The following is a 17,299-nucleotide window of genomic DNA, read 5'->3' on the forward strand; positions in this document are numbered from 1 at the left end:
GTTGCAAGACTCCCCTGAAAAACTCTCCCAACCGTTTTTCACCAAAGCGGCAGGCGAGCCGGTTTCAAACTTCAGGCAATATGGAAAACCCTTGCCGTCCGCCTTCACAAGGCATTACACTCATATCACAAATCAACGCAATGATCCCGGAAAGCGTTCATCCGGGAGGATCAGTCCGGACAACATCTTCGCAGAGAACGCATGACCACCGTGATTGCCAGCCTTGGTCTCCTGATCGCCCTTGTGGCCACGGTGGTGGCCGTGGTGGCTTGCGTTCGCACGGCAAGTCTGGCCGGGCAACTCACTTCGACGAGACGGCTTCTTCGTGAAATTGACCGTGACTTGGAAGCCTTGGGACGCCGTTTCGCCGCTCTTCATCGGGACCAACCTCACCCGGAACCGCCTCCGCTTTTGGGTGAACCAGAAACGCCCGCCGACAGTTCGGTCGAGAGGTTGACGCCGGTCGCTCCAGCACCGGCCCGGCATGCCCCGCCGCCTCTGCCGAGCCGACATCGCCAACCGCCGACTCCCCAGCCGATTGATTGGGAGAAATTCATCGGCCGACGGGTGCTTGGATGGGTGGCCGTCGGGTTGGTGGTGCTGGCCGCGTCATTTTTCATCAAGCACGCCTTCGACACGGTTTTTGGCCCGACGGCCCGAGTGGCCACCGGGGCGGTGATTGGCATCGCCTTGTGTCTGGCCGGGGGGCGATCCGGTGTTCGCGGCCAAATCCGTGGCTGTTCGATGTTCTGCTCGGCGGGGCTGTTGGTCCTGTACTTGTCCGTGTATGTCTCGTTCGGCTATTACACCTTGCTTCGCCCGGCGACTGGCGGGATGTTCCTTACCATGATCGTGGCCGAGGGGGTGCTGCTCTCGATCTGGTATCGGGCGAGGCCGCTGGCGTATCTGGCGCTGGCCGGGGCCTTGCTCGTGCCGGCCTTGGTGCCGGCCGACGAGGACCGGTATGCCGCGTTCTTCATTTATCTGTCGGTGGTCAACGTGGCGGCCGCCTTCCTGACTCGATCCGTCTCGCATCCGGGTTTAGGCTTGCTGACGTTTCTCGGCTCCCAAATATTGTTCTGGGCTTGGTTCGCGGGTCGTTATCACCCCGAGAAGATGTGGGCCGTCGTCGCCGTCCAGACCGGGTTGTATGCGGCTTGGATGCTCGCCGGCCGGTTCACGCGGGTCCGCGCCGCCGACGGAGAACGGGTGGTGATGTGGCTGGCCACCGGCTTATTCTTCTTTTTGACTCTTCACCGGATTGTGGACGACGAGGCGGCCGAATGGCGGGGAACGCTGGCTGTCGCCTTCTCGCTTTGGTATGCCATTTTGGCCCGATTGGCCCTTCCGGCCGCCAGCAAGGACATGATCCGGATTGCGACGCTGTCCGCCCTGGCGTTTGGGTTTCTCGGCGTGGCCATCCCACTGCAATCAAGCGCCCCGTGGACGGCCGTGGGATGGGCGGTGATTGGCTCCGTGTTGTGGTGGTTCGGGCTTCGGGTTCGGGAACCGTTCCTGCGAGTCGGCGGGATGGTGTTTCTGATGGCCTCGTTGATCTCGCTCGCATGGATGTGGGTCGACGGTGAGGCGGATACCACCATGATGTTGCCTTTGTTCAACCCTCGCTCATTGCCCATGCTCGGCGTGGCCGGTTGTTTACTGGCGGTCGCCCTGTCGACCCGCCGTTCCCCGAATCGGCTGACCGATTTGGATCTGGTCGTCCGGCACGCGGCCGGATTGGGCACGGCGGCCCTTGTCTGGATCGTCCTGACGTGGGAGACCCTGCATACCGGAAACGAACTGCTCAGTCTGTCCGACACGGAAACGCAAACGGGTCTGTCGATCATCTGGGCGGCGTATGCCGCGACGCTTCTGGCGGCGGGTTTTGTCCGGTCGCTTCCCTCCTTGCGATGGATCGGCTTGGGGCTTCTCGTGGTGACGGTTCTGAAGTTAATCGGATACGACTTGAGCGAATTGCCGGCGATTTACCGTGCGTTGACATTCCTGGCTGTCGCCGTGGTGATGGCCGCCGCCGCCTGGGGCTACCAGCGTTTTGCCCGTGCCGGGAAAGAGGCTGACCATGATTAACCGCCGCCTGTGCATTCTCGGCTTGGTCCTGCTCGCCAGCCAAACCGGCTTCGCGGCCGGGCCGAACGCCGAATCGCTGGCCGGGTGGCCGACATACCTGGAGGTTTCCCTGCCGGAAAAGGGCGAGCCGGGTTTGTGCGACTTGTTTGCCACCCCGGCCATTTACACACAAGCGGGGCGGGCCGATCTGCTCGACCTCCGGTTGTACGATGCGAGGGGACGGGAAGTCCCCTTCGCCTTGCGGCGCCGAAACCCCCGGAGCGAGTTTCGGGCGTTTGCCCCGAAGGACTTCAACCGGGTGAAAAACGCCAACGGATCGGCCGCTGTCAGTCTGGACTTGGGAGAAGGAGCGGAGGACCACAACCGGATGGAGGTGACGGCCGGGGGAAGCGACTACCGGCGAGCCGTCCGGGTCGAGGGGGGCGACGACGGGACGACATGGCGGGAAGTGGCGGCCGGGGAGTTACGATATTTCACCGGCGGCGGCCAAGTGTTCGACCAGCGCGGCATCGACTACGCGCCGAGCCGTTTTCGGTACATGAGGGTGTCGGTCTCGCCGGACAAAGGCAACCCGGCCGACCGCCCCGGAGAAGTCCAAGTCCGGGTGATGAGGGAAATCCGCGATCCGGGATTGGAATCGGTGTGGCCGGCGATTCTATCGCCACGCGAGCCGGTTCGTTCATCCGAGGGGTATGCCTCTCAATGGATGATTACTTTGCCGGGCGGGGAAAAGGCGCCTTGGGAGACTCTGGCGTTCGAGGCCGACGACAAGGAGTTTTCCCGTTCCTACCGACTGGAAGAAGTGACCACCGAAGAGCCTTGGCCACTGATTTCCTCCGGCCAGTGGGAACGCGGGTTGGGCCGGACAGGGCCGTTGCAAGTGAGAATTTCCCAACGGACGATTGCGGCCAAATTGCGACTGGTGGTGATCGATCAGCGAAACCCGCCGCTTCAGTTGCGACTGAAATCAGCCGGGGCATCGGCCGATCAAATTTTGTTCCAGAGGACCGAGGAGATGAGCGGGCCGCTGCGATTGTATCTGGGGAACCCGTCGGCGCCGGACCCCGGCTATGACATCGGGCGAACACTTCCGGCCGCCCCGGTGGCGACCCGGACAACAATTACCGGTGAACCCCGCCGAAACCCCGAGTACCGCCCTCCGGCGGACCCTAGGCCTTTGATCGACCGGCTGCCTTGGGTGACATCCGCCGTGTTTGGCGCCGTGGTGGTGGCACTGGCGGGGTTGCTGGCCGTCACTGCAAGACAGGCGATCCGCAAACACGATGCGGCATCTGCCTCGCAAACCTGATTGGGGACATCGAACTCTTTTTGTTGTCACGCCCGGTCGAAGAGGCCGTTGCCGAAAGTGCCGGTGCTGTCGGCGAAGGATTCTTGCTCAATGCCGATGGACCGCAGGATGCTGAGGTACATGTTCGACATCCGGCCGTCTTCTTTCCTCAAGTAGGAGCCGTGTTTCAGACCCATCTTGGCGCCCCCGGCGACGAGGGTGGGCAGGTTCCGGGAGTTGTGCGTCGTGCTGGCGCCGCTGCCATAGAGAACGATGGTGTTGTCCAGCACGCTGCCGTTGCGATCTTGATACTTGTTCAGCCGCCCGAAGAAATGGGCCAACTGCTGGCTCAGGAAGAGATCGTACTTGGCGAACGACAGTTGCCCGGTTTTGTCCGTCGCGTGTGACAACGAGTGATGCGTGTGACCCAGCCCGAGTTTGATGGGGAAGGTGTCGCTGATGCCCATGCCGTCCTCGCGATTGAGCATGAACACGACGGATCGTGTGATGTCCGCGTCGAACGCGAGCGAGATCAGATCGAACATATTGCGGTAGAACTCAGCCGGTTCGCCCTCGGAGGTGGCGTCCAAGTTGAGGTGGGCGTAGTCCTGCTTTTTCAGCGGCACGTCAATCCATTTCTCGGAGGCAATCAGCCGCGATTCCACTTCGTTCAGCGACGTGAGGTATTGATCCATCCGTTCGCGGTCGGACTTGCCGAGTTGCTGGTTGAGCGATTTGGCGCTCTCGCCGATGGCGTCCACCAGTTTGATCTGGCGTTGCAGCTTTTCGTGTTCCGATTTCATCGAGACGCGATCACCCCGGAAAAGCCGGTTGAAGATGCGGCGGGGATTGTTCTCGGCCGGGATCGGGCGGCCTTCGAGGCCGTAAGAGATCGTGCCGGTGCGGGAAAGGAACCCGGTTCCGGCGTCGATTGACAACACCAGCGACGGTTGCCGGCAGAATTGCTTGGTGTTGAGCGCGACCACTTGGTCGAGGCCGACAGTGTTGTACGAGCCGGGTTTCGGGTTGTGCAACGGCGCCCCGGTCAGCCACATGTCGGAGCAAACGTGCGGGTCGGACTTCGGGCCACTCGGGTGGTGGAGGCCACCCACGAAGCTAAGCTGCTTGCGAAACGGGGCCAGCGGTTCCGTAGACTTACCGAAGACGAATTCGCCATCCTTCTCGGCCCGCGGAAACCAACTCCATTCGTCGAGGCCGTGTTCCTTGCGGGGAAGCGACATGCCGTTCGCGGTGTAGATCGCGCAGAAACGGCGGGGAATGTTTTCGCTGGCCTCCTTCCCCATCGCATCAAGGACCGGCAGGGCGAGCGAGGCGCCGCCGAGGCCGAAAAGGAAGGCACGGCGGTCGAGCATTCTGGCGGAAATCATGCGAGGCTCACGTTCGATGGCGGGTGTGTGGCGGGATTACTTTTCGAGAAACATCTTGCTGGTGACGACATACCGGATCATGTCCCTCATCCGGTATCCGTCGGCCTTCAATCTTAACCCATCTTTGCGCAGGAACTCAAGTTCGTTGTACGTCAGGTTTCGGCCGGTCGCGTAGATCGTCAGATGCTTGAGGAGGCCAAACGCCACCTGATCGATCCGGTCATCGGCAAGGTATTTCTGCATTGCCGCAAAACCGCTTACTTCGGTCTTGTCCGGCAGGGTGGAGCGGGCGTCCACGCGGGTTTTCTTGAACAGGCCCCCCGCGTCGAATTCCTCCAGCGGCACGCCCCACGGGTCCACCTTCGAGTGGCATTGCATGCAGCCCGTCTGGCTGCGATGCTTTTCCAATCGCTCGCGAAGCGAGAGGGAGCGGGTTTCCTCCTTCAAGGCGGGCACATTCGGCGGCGGGTCGTCCGGCGGCTCGGCGACGATCTTGCGGGCCAGCCACGCGCCCCGTTTCACCGGGTTCGACTCCCGGCCGTCGGACAAACCGGCCAGAATCGCGGGTTGTGTGAGAACGCCCCCCAGATCGCGCCGGTCGTGACGGATCGGCACAAACCGGAAGCCGCTTTCCGATTTGTCCGCGAGGCCATAATAACCGGCGACGATTTCGTTCGCCATCACGAAGTCGGAGGCGATCAGATTTCTCGCGGGCAAATTGTTCCGGATCAAGTGTTCGACGAACCGCACCGGTTCTTGCCGCAATTGGTTCCGCGTGTCCCGCGTGAGCTTGGGGAACCGTTTGCGATCCGGTTCCAGCACGGCGAACTTGTCCAGTGACAGCCATTGGGCGACGAATTCACTGGTGAATTGCGTGAATCGCGGGTCAGCGATCATCCGCGCGACCTCGGCATCCAGTTGCTTCGCCAACTCCCCGGAAGCGGCCAGTTTCAACGTCGTCGCGTCCGGAGGCCCGTTCCACAAGAAGTACGAGAGCTTGGACGCCAGCTCATGATGATCGAGCGGTTCCGCGTCCGGCGTGCGGCTGTTCTCGACCAAGAACAAAAACTGCGGTGAGGTCAGCACGACTTGAAGGGCATCCTTCACGCCTGTTTGGAAGCTCGCCCCGCCTCGCGTGGCTTTTTCAAACACGCCGAAGAATGCGGCCTCCTCTACGGCCGTGACGGGGCGCCGGAATGCCCGCGTGGCGAAATCGCGGATGACTTTCTTCGCGTAGTCCGGGGTTTCATCACCCTTGGGACCGGCATCCGGGAAGATGTTCCGGTGGGGGGCCGGGGGCCAGGCGTCATAGAGCGGGCCTTCAAACTCGACGGAGCGGATCAACAGTCGCGGCATGTCTCGGCCGTCGGTGTATTCGCTGCGCACGCCAATTTCGCGGACCCCGGCAAGATAATTGACGTTGTCCTTCTCCACGTTGGGATTCGGGTAGTTTTGGATCGTCCCTTCAAACACAAACCGCGTGAGCTTGTCGCCCGGCACAGCCTGCGGAACGCCAACCGGAGCGAGCGTGCTGCCGCAATCGCGGCGGAAGCCCATGTGAACGCCGAGTTGCGGAGAACGCTTTTCAAACGCGGCGAACTTGACCGCCACCGCGTGATCGTCGGCGAGCGGCGTGAGGACAATCCGATCCGGCGTTCCTCCAGGGTGGGCAAAGCTCAGGGTCAGCAGCCCGGCGGGAAGGCGAACCGCGAGGAAGGCGGGTTGGTTGAGCGCGCCGACAAACTGCCGGTCGCCGAGATTGAGCGTCACATCGGCGGCCTTCCCCGATTTGGCCGAGTAACAATCCACTTGGTAAACACCGGCCCGCTTGATTGTCACCGTTTGCGGCGATTTGAACTCGCGGCAAACAACAGCCTCCGCCGACTCGGCCGGGGCCGCGCTGGGATCGAGCAACAGGCCGTCGTCATACTTCGCCGCCGTGACGGTGACGCGGAACCGGCCGTGATCCGGCAGTTCCCTCAAGGCGATTTTGAAGTTCGCCTTCGGGCCATAGGTGCTGTCCACGCCAAAGATTTCCGCGCTCGGGATAGCGGGCCGCAGGAGCAAGCCCTGCGGGACCGTGCCATATGCCTGCCCTTTCGGGTAGCCGTGGGTACCTCGCATACAGGCGTACACCGCGTGATAGATGCTGTCGTAATCGCGCCAACCGCGAACGGTGTCGTTGCCCTGATAGCCCTCGATGAACCGATATTTCGTTTTCATCATGAACGGTTCATAGGCGAACGGCTTGGCGGGCTTGAGTTGTTCCACCACATAATCGGGCGTCTTGAGCAGCAGACTATCCGCACCGAGAATGAGGTTGTTCGGGATTGGCTTCGGGTTGATCCCGGCTCCGAGATCGACTCGAAAATTCTGAATCGACGGCTTCGTCTTCGGATCGACGATGCAGCGGCTCAGGGCTTGGTCGGCGATGTCGAAATAGGCTTCCAACAACAGCGGCGAGAGTTGCAGCGTTTCCTGATTGTTGACGAACCCGTCCCGCGACACGGCATCCGGCGGCAGGACATCGGCCAGGTTGTCATCCAGCAAAAGCAATTCGCGGAGGGTGTTGCGGTATTGCGCGACGGTCAGCCGTCGCACACTGCCGTTCTTCGGCGTCGGCCGCGACCGGGCGACTTTCATCGCCTGTTCCATCCACTCAACCGCCCGCTTGCGTTCCTCGTCGGCCGGTTGCTTCGCATCCTCGGGGGGCATGGCCTTGCCGCTGGTCTGCTTCAAGACGGCTTCCCACAACTTCAGATGCCGATCCTCCAGCTTCGCGTCGAGATGATCGAGCCGAACCCCGGAAGTCATCTTGTCGGCATTGTGACAGCGCACGCAATGCTGCTTCAAAAACGGCTGAACATTCTTGTCAAAAGAGGCTTCCAGAGTGTCGGCCGCGATGACCGGCCCGGCGGCCGTCAATGAAAGAAGAATCAGGAACCAACGATTGAGAAAAGTCATGTCATCTCTCAGGGCGGCCGACAACGTGCGTTCAGGCGGGATGTTGGGATGACTTTACCAGAACTTGCCGCGAGCCGCAAGAAGAGGGTTGGGAGATGTCAGATGCAAAAACATCCCCTTACACCGGGGATTCTATTCAAGCACCTCCTGTTCCATCTTTCGCCAACAGACATGCTTGCAGCCAAGTTTAAACTCCCCCCGAACAAGTATTATCCGGTCTTTGCCAGACTCTCGCCCGGCCGCCAGAATCTGTGTCAGTTCTGCATTCTTGGTTTTATCCTCGGGCAACACCCTCTCATCGTCGGGATCTTCCGGGGCGGTTCCGGCCTTGTATGCCTGATGCCATTTCTCCCAGATCGCTTGTAGTTCCAACGCGGCTTCAAACGCGACCGTCGGCAACAGAGTCAACTCAAACCGATCCTCATCGGGGTTCCATGTTGGGGTGTCGAGATATATCGAGCGATAGTAGTGAGAAACGCCAAAGTAATCGGCCACACCACCGCGAGAGCCGTCGTACCAATCGTCTATTGTGTGGACCACATGCCACGGCTCGTCCATGACAAATCCCTCGGCGTCCAAACAAGTTTGCTTGCGGGTATCGGCCACCATCGGTTTAAGTTCGGTTTTTTGTTATGGTCGGCGTCTCATCATTCGCGGGCGCCCGCTCAAACGCTTCCGCGAATTCTCCCGAGGCAAGCAGATTCTCGACGACCACTTCGATGCTTCGGCGTGAAGTGTCATCGATCAAAATGAGGTCCGATAACCAAAAATACTTGCCGTGGAGACATTCACCGGTTGAGGAATACTTCTGCCGAATTGTCTCCATATGCCGAAAGGAGCAAAACGTGGCCACCCATCGCGAACCATCCTCAAGAGTGACGATGACATCTGTGGCGTCATCGTCGGGTGTCCAATGTCCGGCCTCCCAGTTTTCGGCCGCGATCCAGATAGTGATTTGTCGCATCCCGATCCTCGCTATCGGCGTGGCACCCATCGACGTATTTTGACTCGCATTTTATCGGCATTCACTTCCATCACGGCGTTCCAAGCCCGTATCTCCGGAAGAAGCCGTTTTGGAACAAGCCGGTGGGATCGTGACGCTTTTTCCCCTCGAAGAATTGGGCCGAGGCGGGGTAGGCTCGGCGGAATTGGTCGGGGGTGGCGTGGAGGCGATAGGGAAGGTAATAACGGCCGCCGAGGGCGAGGGTGGCGTCGATGATCTCGCGGGTGGCCGCTTCTAGTTTGGTGTCGGCCTCCGGGGTGAGCGGTTGGTTGAACAGGAAAACGAAGGCGAACATGTCGCCATCGGCGTAGCGGAGAATCGTGTCGTCGTCTCGGCGGACAGTGCGCACGGTGATGTTCAACAGATCGATGTCGTGCCGGGGGATGATGGCCCGTAGTTGATCCAAAAATGCCGGGACTTGGCCCTTCGGGACGAACGATTCATGGAGAATTTCGACACGGTCGGCAGAGCGTTCCTGAAGCCGGTCGACGCCGTTATGGAGGAGTTGATTGCGGGAGAAATAGCTCCCGAAAATTGCTGTGACGACGTTTTTCTCGACATCCCATCGCAACGATTTCCCGTAATCACTGCCGATGGACGAGCGGAAGATGGCTCGGGGCAACCCGGCGTCCGCGATTCGTTTGAGGGGCGGCAATGTGCCATCCGGCGCCGGGTCGCGGTGGAAGGAAGTCAGGATGGCCTCGCGCAGAAAAGTCTTTTCGCCGGGGACGACGCACAACCGGCCGAAGGCCATCTCGGCATCCGGGGAGGATTCCACCCGCCGGGCGAACTCCGTCTCATAGCGCTCGGCCGGGAAGATGGCCCGCTCGACGCGGTAACGCTCGTTGGACACAACCCGGAGCCGGACATCAAGGATGACGCCGAACAACCCGTAACCGCCGGACGCCAGCGAAAACAGATCGGCATTTTCCGTCCGGCTGCATGTGAGGATGTTTCCCTCGGCATTCATCAGCCGGAAGGATTCGACGGTTGAGACGAACGGGGCTTTGCCGACCTGCCAGCCATGACAGTTCACCGAGAGGGAGCCGCCGACGGTGAACGAATCGTAGGCTTGCATCACGACCACCGACCGGCCGCGAGTGTCGAGATAGGGAATCACATCCGCCCACAACGCCCCGGCCCCGACGGTCAGCAAGCCAGATTCCTCGTCGAATTCCATGCGGTTGAAACCAGCCATCTGAATGGCGACCCCATCCGGGGCGATGGCGTGGCCCCCCATGCTATGCCGCGCGCCCGCGATGGAAACTGGCAATTTCTCCGCCTTCGCCCGCCGCAACAATGCCCGCAACTGATCCTCGGCCATCACCGGATCGGCCGGCATCTTCCACACCTCGGCCACCTTCGCCCGATTGAGCCGGCTGACATCATCCAACTCGCCCGGCGGCAAGGCCGCGATATCATCCCGGTCCCGCCACATGGCCCGCGCGATGTAAAACGCCGGCCGGCCAAACAGCGCCACGACGATCAACCCGACGACCAACAAGGCTCCCAACACCCGCCGCTTCGTGCGCTTGGTCATCCCGACTCCTTCGCCACGCGAGAGGCGGCTCATTTGGCTTGTGAGGCTGACGTTGGTAGTGGCTCGGTGTTTCGCCGCCTGAATTCCCGTCGCGTGGTCGCGCCGCCATGCCCTCATGCCATCATAAGCAGTCACACGCCCACCGGGCGTTCGCTCATTTGTCCGGCCAGGATTATTCCACCTTCAGGTCCGCGATGTTCGATATTCGCTCCCCCTCGGCAAGATCGTTTCCGGATGTCTGCTTTCGCTCGGCGACATAGACCTTTGGATTCTTGCCCAGGTTTGGGATCGCCGCCAGAAGATCGCCGGTCTTGTCGGGCGCTTTTTTCGACTTGCCGGCGGGGCGGGCAGTCGGGATCTTCATCGACATGGATCCCGACTTGATGCCAAAAGCATAGAGATGCATCGTGTTACCCTCTGAATAAGAACTTGACATCAGGAACTTTTCGCCGCTTTCGGCAACGATGACAATCACAAAGGAGGAGGTGTTAATAACGGACCCGGCCTCTCGCTTCTGATTATCCTGATAATTGAAGTTCAACGATTTTCCGGAAGGCGCGGAGGAGTTGTTCTTGATGCGAAGATCCCAAATGGTGTAGGTTTTCAAATCTTGGGGAGGGATGACAGGCGCGGGATTGAGAGCCTTTTCGGATGCCTTGGCGTCAACTGATTGGGGAATGTCCGACTTGCTGCCGAACACCATATAAAACGCGCCCCCCAATGCCGCCAAAAAGAACAACAGGCCGATGCCGATCAACAGGGCGGTGTTTGAGCTCTGCTGCTTTTTCTTTTTCTTCTTCTTTTTCCGCGGCCGCTCCTCTTCTTCCTCTTCGTCGTCATCCTCGCGGAGGGCGGACTTGGCTTTTCCCTTTCGCGGGATGTCCTCTTCGTCGTCATCCTCCCGGACGGGCGGTTTCGCTTTTTTCATCCGGGGGGCGTCGTCTTCCTCTTCCAGTTCTTCTTCAACATCGCGGCTTTTTCGGGAAGCGACTTTTGGAAGTTCGGGAGGTTTTGCCCTGGCCTTGGGTTTTTCGGTGACGAAGACGTTTTGGCAATTCTTGCACCGAATCTTTTTGCCGAGATGTTCATCCGGAAGATTGGACGTGTTTTCACAGGCGGGGCATTGAATCATGACAGTCATTGGGCGGGTCTCAAATTGACCAATGTTCGATTGAATTCCAAGCAAGCTGTCTCACAAGCCATCGCCGGGAAGTAGCAGGCAAATCGGAGCCGAGCAGGGAGTCGCGAGAGACAACCCCAACTTGATATCAAGATTGAATTGGCTTGGTCAAAAACACCCGAAATCTTCAAAAACTCCCGATCCTGAATGGACCGGATTAGCCCGCGATTACGGCGGTTTCGGCAGCATCACCGGCCCGGTCAGGCATAGCGACTGGCCGGGGCTTCCGGCGAGGAGTCGCCGCATGGGGCATTCGGCCGAGGCCAGCGGGCAGACGAACCCGGCCGGGATACAACCGGACGCCAACGCCGACCGGGCTTCCGGGTGGGCGGTGCATATCCCGAAAGTGCGCAAGGGACGCTTCTCGTTTAGCAGCAATTCCGGGTAACTAAGCAGATATTCAAAGTAGTCCGCGTGCCATTCCGGGCCGACCAATTGGGATTGCTCGGCCGGGACGAACCGGCCGCCGATGACGACGGGAATCTGATCCCAACAATCGCCCGGCAGCGGGGCGAAGAAGCCAGCCTCTCGCCGCTCGTCCCAATCGGCCACCGCCTCCTCGCGTTCGGCAGGCGTGAGGCCATCCCACCATCGCCAGACCACCGGCCGGGCTTGTTCGGAGATTCTTGCCATCATCTCGGCCGGGAATTCATCCATGCTGATTGTTCCTCCCGTTTCACAATAACCGAAGTTCCCTGTTGGCTGCGACCATTTATCAGGTATCTGACGCGGATTTTCGCCGCGAGTTGCGCGATCAAAATCGAAGATAATGCTTCGCGGAACCGAAAGTGAATTGAGGTATCCGGGACTCGAAGGACTGACGAACATCAAGAGCCGGATCGTGAAAGCGTTACAGAGGTTCGGCTTTTACGAATTTTAAACCGGTCAAAAACCGACCCAAAAGTGGCAGAAAAACACCGAAAACCCTCCTTCGGCAACCATTTTTGGATAGTTGGACACCTCAAAAGTGGTCAAAAACAGTGGGCCAACTGAACACTATTTTTCAAAAACCCCGGCAAAACAGGGGGGTCGCTTAATGATTTTGGGCAAATGCGCAGACATATCGGGTCATCGAAAATGGCCCAATATGGCAAATGCTCTTACCGGACCGGCTGACGGCGAATCGAACGACCTATCTTGGCGAATCATCCGCCCTTGAATTCTCTCACTCCCCATAGAAGAGCAACTGCTGGATTTTGCCGTCCGGGGTGCGGTAAAGGGAAGCCCGCACTTTGGCAGTTTTATAAGTGAGTTTAACGGTGGAGACTTCCATGCCGCCGCGTTCGTGGGTGGGTTCCACTTCAATTTTGGTCGGTTCGCCGAGGGCTTTTAGCCGTTCGCCGCCGGATTTGATGCGAGCGTCGGTCAGGTAGACGCTGAACTCTTCGCCGAGTTGGTTGCGGTCCACTTTTCCGGCGGTCATTTGCTTCAGGAATTCGAGGACGACTTCCTTTGGCTTCGGCCCGTCGATCTTCGGCACGGCCGGGGCTTCGCTTTCTTGAATGTCTTTGATGAGCAGTTCAAACAGGTCGGCCCGCAACTTGGTCGCGGAGACATGCTCGGCATTCGACAACACCACCAGTCCTGATTTTGACCGAGGAATGAACGAGTTTCCGGAAACGAAACCGCTCACGCCGCCGGTGTGGCGAATCACCGTGTCGCCGTTGAAGGAGCCGATGGCCAGGCCGCAGGCGTAATCGGAAATCTTCCCCGTGGAAAGAGTGCGCGGGGTCGTCATCGCCTTGTAGGATTCGGGCTTCACCACCTTGCCCTCGACGAGGGCCAAATCCCAGCGCAGCAGATCGGAGGCCGAGGCCCACAAATCCCCGGCGGCGTCGATCCAGCCATTGGCCTCCGGGGTGGCCGGTTCCGGCGCCCCCAAGGCGAACGAGGTGTAACCCGTCGCGGCCAGCGGCAGATCTTTTGACGTGCCGAAACGAGAATGGGCCAATTTCAGCGGTTTCAAAATCCGGGTTTCCAGAAATTCGCCGAAGGGCTTGCCGCTCACCTTTTCCACGATGCCACCGAGGATGACATAGCCGGTGTTGCTGTAGGAAAACCGCGTTCCCGGCTTGAAGTCGAGCTTGACTCCCGCATAGTCTTTGCACATCGCCTCGAAGGAAATCGGCTTCAACATCCGGCGATCCAGAAAGTCGAGCGGGTAATAATCCGGGTAGCCCGAAGTATGGTTCATCAGGTCGCGGATGGTGATGTCCTTCGCCCGCGTCAGGTGCGGAAAGTATTTGGCCACCGGGTCGTCGATGGAGAGCTTTCCCTCCTCCGCCAGAAGGAACACACAGGCGCAGGTGAATTGCTTGGTGATCGAGCCGACCGCGAAACTGGTGTCCGGTTCGACGGGGAGATCCTTTTCGATGGATCGCCTGCCGTAACCCTTGGCGAAGATGATTTTGCCGTCCCGCATGATGGCCACAGAAAGCCCGACGAAGCCCTTGGCTTTCACCTGCCCGGCGACATAGGCGTCGATGGCCGGGAGATCGAACTTGGCCGGCGGGGCGGCGGGGGTTTGCGCCCCGGCCCGCAGCATCGGCAACAGGCAGAGGGCCAGAAGGAAACCGTATCGGCACATGATGAAATTCCTGCGGGAGCGGGAGAGGCCGACGATTATCATAGCGGTATCCGAAAGTAGCCTGTTCCGTTCGGCCCGCCGATCGGTTATCATCGCAATCACTCAACACGCCTCTCCCGCCTCTACGGACAATTGTTCTCATGCTTCGTCGCCATCACGTCGTTGTCAGTCTGCTGTCGCTGGGTGCGTTGGCAGTCTTGCTGGCCGGTCTGCAATTCCCGGCTTCCCGCCAAGTGGCGGCCGCTCCGAAGGAACCCGCCCCGGCCGAATGTCGCTGGGCGGACGGCCCCATCGTGCTGGACGGCAAAGCCGACGAACCGGCGTGGAAGAACGCCCAGGTGATCGAAAACTTCGGGCAGGCGTGGCTCGGCGACAAGGCCGGGCCGCTGCGGGGCAAAACCACGGCCCGGCTGTTGTGGGACCGCGATTACATTTACTTTCACGCGGACATGGAAGACCAAGACCTGTTCGCCGACGTGACCGAACACGACGGGGCCATCTGGGAAAACGACGCCTTTGAACTCTTCTTCCGGCCCGGACCGGACAAGCCGGGATACTTTGAATTTGAGGTGAACGCCGCCAACGCCGTGTTCGATGCGTTCTTCCCGAAGCAGGACATCCCGGACATCATCAACCACATCAAGAAGGGGGAATTCCGGGTCGAGACGAAAGTTCAGCTTCGCGGCACCCTCAACAAACGGGACGACGTGGACAAAGGCTGGAGCGTCGAAGGGCGCATCCCGTGGGCAGACTTTATGCGGGCCGGCGGCCGACCGGAGCCGGGGGAAGAGTGGCGGTTCGGGCTCATGCGCTGCAACTACGACAAGGGCAAGCCGGACGAACTCAGCACCATCGTGCCGATCAAGGAACGCCGATTGGGCGCCTACTTTCATCAAATTGAAGATTACCCGGCCCTGAAGTTCATCGGCCCGAAGACGGTGACGAACCAGCCGTATGGCATCGCCACGCGGGTTCCGGTCAATTCGTCCACGGTGGTCGGTTCGCCGGAGCCGCCGTTGCCGTATCTCGCCAAACGAATGTACCCGGACTATTCGCCGACGTATCCGATTTTGGCGAAAGCCATCCCCGGCACGGATCAGTTGCTCATCATCTCCGAAAATCGCCCGTGGGGTGTCACCGTCATTTCCCGGCTCAAAGACGACCCGGCCGTGAAAACGGCCGATGCCGTGAAACTTCTCGACACCCCCGGTAGTGGTACCGTTTATGATGCCTGCTTCCATCCGAAGTTTGCGGAGAACCATTACCTGTACGTCGGCTGGAACGGCGAACACAAGACCGGGAAGATCAAGAAGAAAGCTTGCCGAATCACCCGCTACACGATGACCGCCGGGCCGATGCCAACCATCGATGAAAAGTCGGCCGTCAACATTCTCGAATGGGAATCGGACGGCCACAACGGGGCGGCCGTGTGTTTCGGAACCGACGGCATGATGTACGTCACCAGCGGCGACGGCACCTCCGACTCGGACACGGACGAAAAAGGCCAAAGCACGGATACGCTGCTGAGCAAGACGATGCGGATTGACGTCGACCACCCCACGGCCGGGAAGCAATACTCGGTGCCGAAGGACAACCCGTTTGCTGGCGACGCCCGCTTTGCCCCGGAGACATGGGCCTATGGCTTCCGCAACCCGTGGCGGATCACCTGCGACGAAAAGACCGGGCACATCTGGGTTGGCAACAACGGCCAGGACTTGTGGGAACAAGCGTACTTTGTCCGCAAGGGAGAGAACTACGGCTGGAGCGTCACCGAGGGGGGACACCCGTTCTACCCATTGCGGAAAGCCGGGCCGACGCCGATCTCCAAGCCGGCCATCGAGCATTCGCACGCGGAATTCCGCTCCCTCACCGGCGGCATCGTGTTATACGGGAAGCAACTCCCGGAACTGGACGGAGCCTATCTCTACGGCGATTATTCCACCGGCCGGATTTGGGCGATGAAGCACGACGGCACGAAACCGGTCTGGCACAAGGAACTCGCCAGCCCGCGCATTCAGATCACGTCGTTCGGCCAAAACACCAAGGGCGAACTCATCATTTGCGACCACTCGCCGACCGGCGGGTTGTTCACGCTGGAACCGATGCCGAAGGCCGACCCGAACCTCAACACGTTCCCGAAAAAGCTGAGCGACAGCGGCCTCTTCGAGAGCGTAAAAGACCACCGGATGAAGCCGGGGGTGATTCCGTATTCCGTGAACGCCCCGTTCTGGTCCGACGGGATGCACAAAGAGCGATTCCTCGCGTTGCCAGGCAATGAGATGATCGAACACAAGGCCAAGGGAAGCTGGAGTTTCCCGGACAAGACGGTGATCGTAAAGAGCTTCGCTCTCGAAAAAGAGGAAGGAAACCCGGCGACCCGGCGCTGGATCGAAACCCGGTTCTTCACCCGGCAGCAAGGCGAGTGGTTCGGCTACAGTTACAAGTGGAACGAAGCCGGGACAGACGCCGAACTGGTCGCCTCGGGCGGGGCCGATGAAAAATTCACGGTGAAGACCCCCGGCGGGATGCGCGAGCAATCGTGGCATTACCCGAGCCGGGCCGAGTGCATGGCCTGCCACAGCCGGGCGGCGAACTTCGTCCTCGGGCTGTCATCGATTCAAATGAACAAGACGCACGATTACGGAACCTGCACCGACAACCAACTCCGCGTCTTGGAACATTTGCGTTTGTTCAAGGGTATCGACGGGATGGACAAGACCAAAGAACAACTGGCCGCGCGGGCGACCGAGAAGAAACTCTCCGACAAAGAGAAGGAAGAATATCTGAAGGTGAACGGCCAGCAACCCGGCCAGCGGGAACCGAGCGCGACGACGACACTCACGTCCGACATCTCGGCCCTGCCCCGCCTCGCCAACCCGTATGACCCGAAGGAAGACCTCGCCAGCCGGGCGAAGTCGTGGCTGCATACCAACTGCTCTTCCTGCCATGTCGAGGCGGGGGGTGGCAACGCCCAAATGGAACTCGGCTTTGAGACGGCGCTGGACAAAATGCGCATCTTGGATGTGAAGCCGATCCACACGCCGTTTGACATCGCGGATGCCAAACTCATCGCCCCCGGTTCCCCGGAGCGGTCGGTGATGGTGAAACGGGTCGGCACGCGCGGGCCGAACCAGATGCCACCGCTGGCATCGAATCGTGTGGACGAAGCGGGCTTGGCCTTGATTCGGGAATGGATACAGTCGATGAAGAAGTAATTGCGGCCAGGCACTTGGCCGAAGTCGCTTGTTGGTTTGATTGATG

At 60.0% G+C, this 17,299-nt stretch carries 11 protein-coding genes; 3 read left to right on the top strand and 8 right to left on the bottom strand.

The genetic code is table 11. From position 1 onward, the window contains the following. Positions 1-201: 201 nt before the first annotated feature. Positions 202-2,088 (top strand): DUF2339 domain-containing protein, encoded by a 1,887-nt coding sequence (locus BGIM_RS0141150; RefSeq protein WP_020475440.1) that lies wholly within the window; start codon positions 202-204, stop codon positions 2,086-2,088. After that, entirely contained in the window at positions 2,081-3,397 is a 1,317-nt protein-coding gene (locus BGIM_RS0141155) for a DUF3999 family protein (protein WP_020475441.1), read from the top strand. Before BGIM_RS0141150 ends, BGIM_RS0141155 begins: the two co-directional genes overlap by 8 nt. Before the next feature lie 26 nt (positions 3,398-3,423). Here the strand turns inward: BGIM_RS0141155 and BGIM_RS0141160 are convergent, their stop codons facing one another. The 8 genes from BGIM_RS0141160 to BGIM_RS55190 all read right to left on the bottom strand — a co-directional run bounded on the left by BGIM_RS0141160 (position 3,424) and on the right by BGIM_RS55190 (position 14,038). After that, entirely contained in the window at positions 3,424-4,764 is a 1,341-nt protein-coding gene (locus tag BGIM_RS0141160) for a DUF1552 domain-containing protein (protein WP_020475442.1), read from the bottom strand. A gap of 36 nt (positions 4,765-4,800) precedes the next feature. Further along, positions 4,801-7,728, bottom strand: a complete 2,928-nt coding sequence (locus BGIM_RS0141165) for a DUF1592 domain-containing protein (RefSeq protein WP_020475443.1) — start codon at positions 7,726-7,728, stop codon at positions 4,801-4,803. Between the two features lie 132 nt (positions 7,729-7,860). Further along, complete coding sequence (locus tag BGIM_RS59210) at positions 7,861-8,286, bottom strand: hypothetical protein (protein ID WP_157369814.1); 426 nt, start codon at positions 8,284-8,286, stop codon at positions 7,861-7,863. Between the two features lie 55 nt (positions 8,287-8,341). Further along, positions 8,342-8,692 carry a hypothetical protein gene (locus tag BGIM_RS0141175; protein ID WP_020475445.1) on the bottom strand — a complete coding sequence of 117 codons (351 nt, stop codon included), beginning with the start codon at positions 8,690-8,692 and terminating at the stop codon, positions 8,342-8,344. A 70-nt stretch (positions 8,693-8,762) separates the two neighbouring features. Then, on the bottom strand, positions 8,763-10,271 hold the full coding sequence (locus BGIM_RS0141180; RefSeq protein ID WP_020475446.1) for an FAD-binding protein: 1,509 nt from the start codon (positions 10,269-10,271) through the stop codon (positions 8,763-8,765). A 172-nt stretch (positions 10,272-10,443) separates the two neighbouring features. Continuing rightward, complete coding sequence (locus tag BGIM_RS59215) at positions 10,444-11,412, bottom strand: zinc ribbon domain-containing protein (protein WP_020475447.1); 969 nt, start codon at positions 11,410-11,412, stop codon at positions 10,444-10,446. A 207-nt stretch (positions 11,413-11,619) separates the two neighbouring features. Further along, the gene (locus tag BGIM_RS0141190) at positions 11,620-12,108 is read right to left on the bottom strand and encodes a BTB/POZ domain-containing protein (protein WP_020475448.1); all 489 of its coding nucleotides are present in this window, start codon (positions 12,106-12,108) and stop codon (positions 11,620-11,622) included. A gap of 508 nt (positions 12,109-12,616) precedes the next feature. After that, complete coding sequence (locus BGIM_RS55190) at positions 12,617-14,038, bottom strand: serine hydrolase domain-containing protein (RefSeq protein ID WP_020475450.1); 1,422 nt, start codon at positions 14,036-14,038, stop codon at positions 12,617-12,619. Between the two features lie 140 nt (positions 14,039-14,178). Here BGIM_RS55190 and BGIM_RS55195 point away from each other — a divergent pair, with 140 nt between their 5' ends. Next, a complete protein-coding gene (locus BGIM_RS55195; protein ID WP_020475451.1) occupies positions 14,179-17,253 on the top strand; it encodes a PQQ-dependent sugar dehydrogenase in 3,075 nt (1,024 codons plus the stop codon). The last annotated feature ends 46 nt before the right edge of the window (positions 17,254-17,299 follow it).

Source organism: Zavarzinella formosa DSM 19928 (genome assembly GCF_000255705.1).
In the GTDB taxonomy this organism is placed as follows: Bacteria; Planctomycetota; Planctomycetia; order Gemmatales; family Gemmataceae; genus Zavarzinella; species Zavarzinella formosa.

What these genes read in the sequence shown, in the direction of transcription:
- BGIM_RS0141175 (WP_020475445.1), bottom strand. Translation starts at nt 8,692, where the DNA reads ATGCGACAAATCACTATCTGGATCGCGGCCGAAAACTGGGAGGCCGGA.
- BGIM_RS55195 (WP_020475451.1), top strand. Translation starts at nt 14,179, where the DNA reads ATGCTTCGTCGCCATCACGTCGTTGTCAGTCTGCTGTCGCTGGGTGCG.
- BGIM_RS0141155 (WP_020475441.1), top strand. Translation starts at nt 2,081, where the DNA reads ATGATTAACCGCCGCCTGTGCATTCTCGGCTTGGTCCTGCTCGCCAGC.
- BGIM_RS0141150 (WP_020475440.1), top strand. Translation starts at nt 202, where the DNA reads ATGACCACCGTGATTGCCAGCCTTGGTCTCCTGATCGCCCTTGTGGCC.
- BGIM_RS59215 (WP_020475447.1), bottom strand. Translation starts at nt 11,412, where the DNA reads ATGACTGTCATGATTCAATGCCCCGCCTGTGAAAACACGTCCAATCTT.
- BGIM_RS0141190 (WP_020475448.1), bottom strand. Translation starts at nt 12,108, where the DNA reads ATGGATGAATTCCCGGCCGAGATGATGGCAAGAATCTCCGAACAAGCC.
- BGIM_RS0141180 (WP_020475446.1), bottom strand. Translation starts at nt 10,271, where the DNA reads ATGACCAAGCGCACGAAGCGGCGGGTGTTGGGAGCCTTGTTGGTCGTC.
- BGIM_RS59210 (WP_157369814.1), bottom strand. Translation starts at nt 8,286, where the DNA reads ATGGACGAGCCGTGGCATGTGGTCCACACAATAGACGATTGGTACGAC.
- BGIM_RS0141165 (WP_020475443.1), bottom strand. Translation starts at nt 7,728, where the DNA reads ATGACTTTTCTCAATCGTTGGTTCCTGATTCTTCTTTCATTGACGGCC.
- BGIM_RS55190 (WP_020475450.1), bottom strand. Translation starts at nt 14,038, where the DNA reads ATGTGCCGATACGGTTTCCTTCTGGCCCTCTGCCTGTTGCCGATGCTG.
- BGIM_RS0141160 (WP_020475442.1), bottom strand. Translation starts at nt 4,764, where the DNA reads ATGATTTCCGCCAGAATGCTCGACCGCCGTGCCTTCCTTTTCGGCCTC.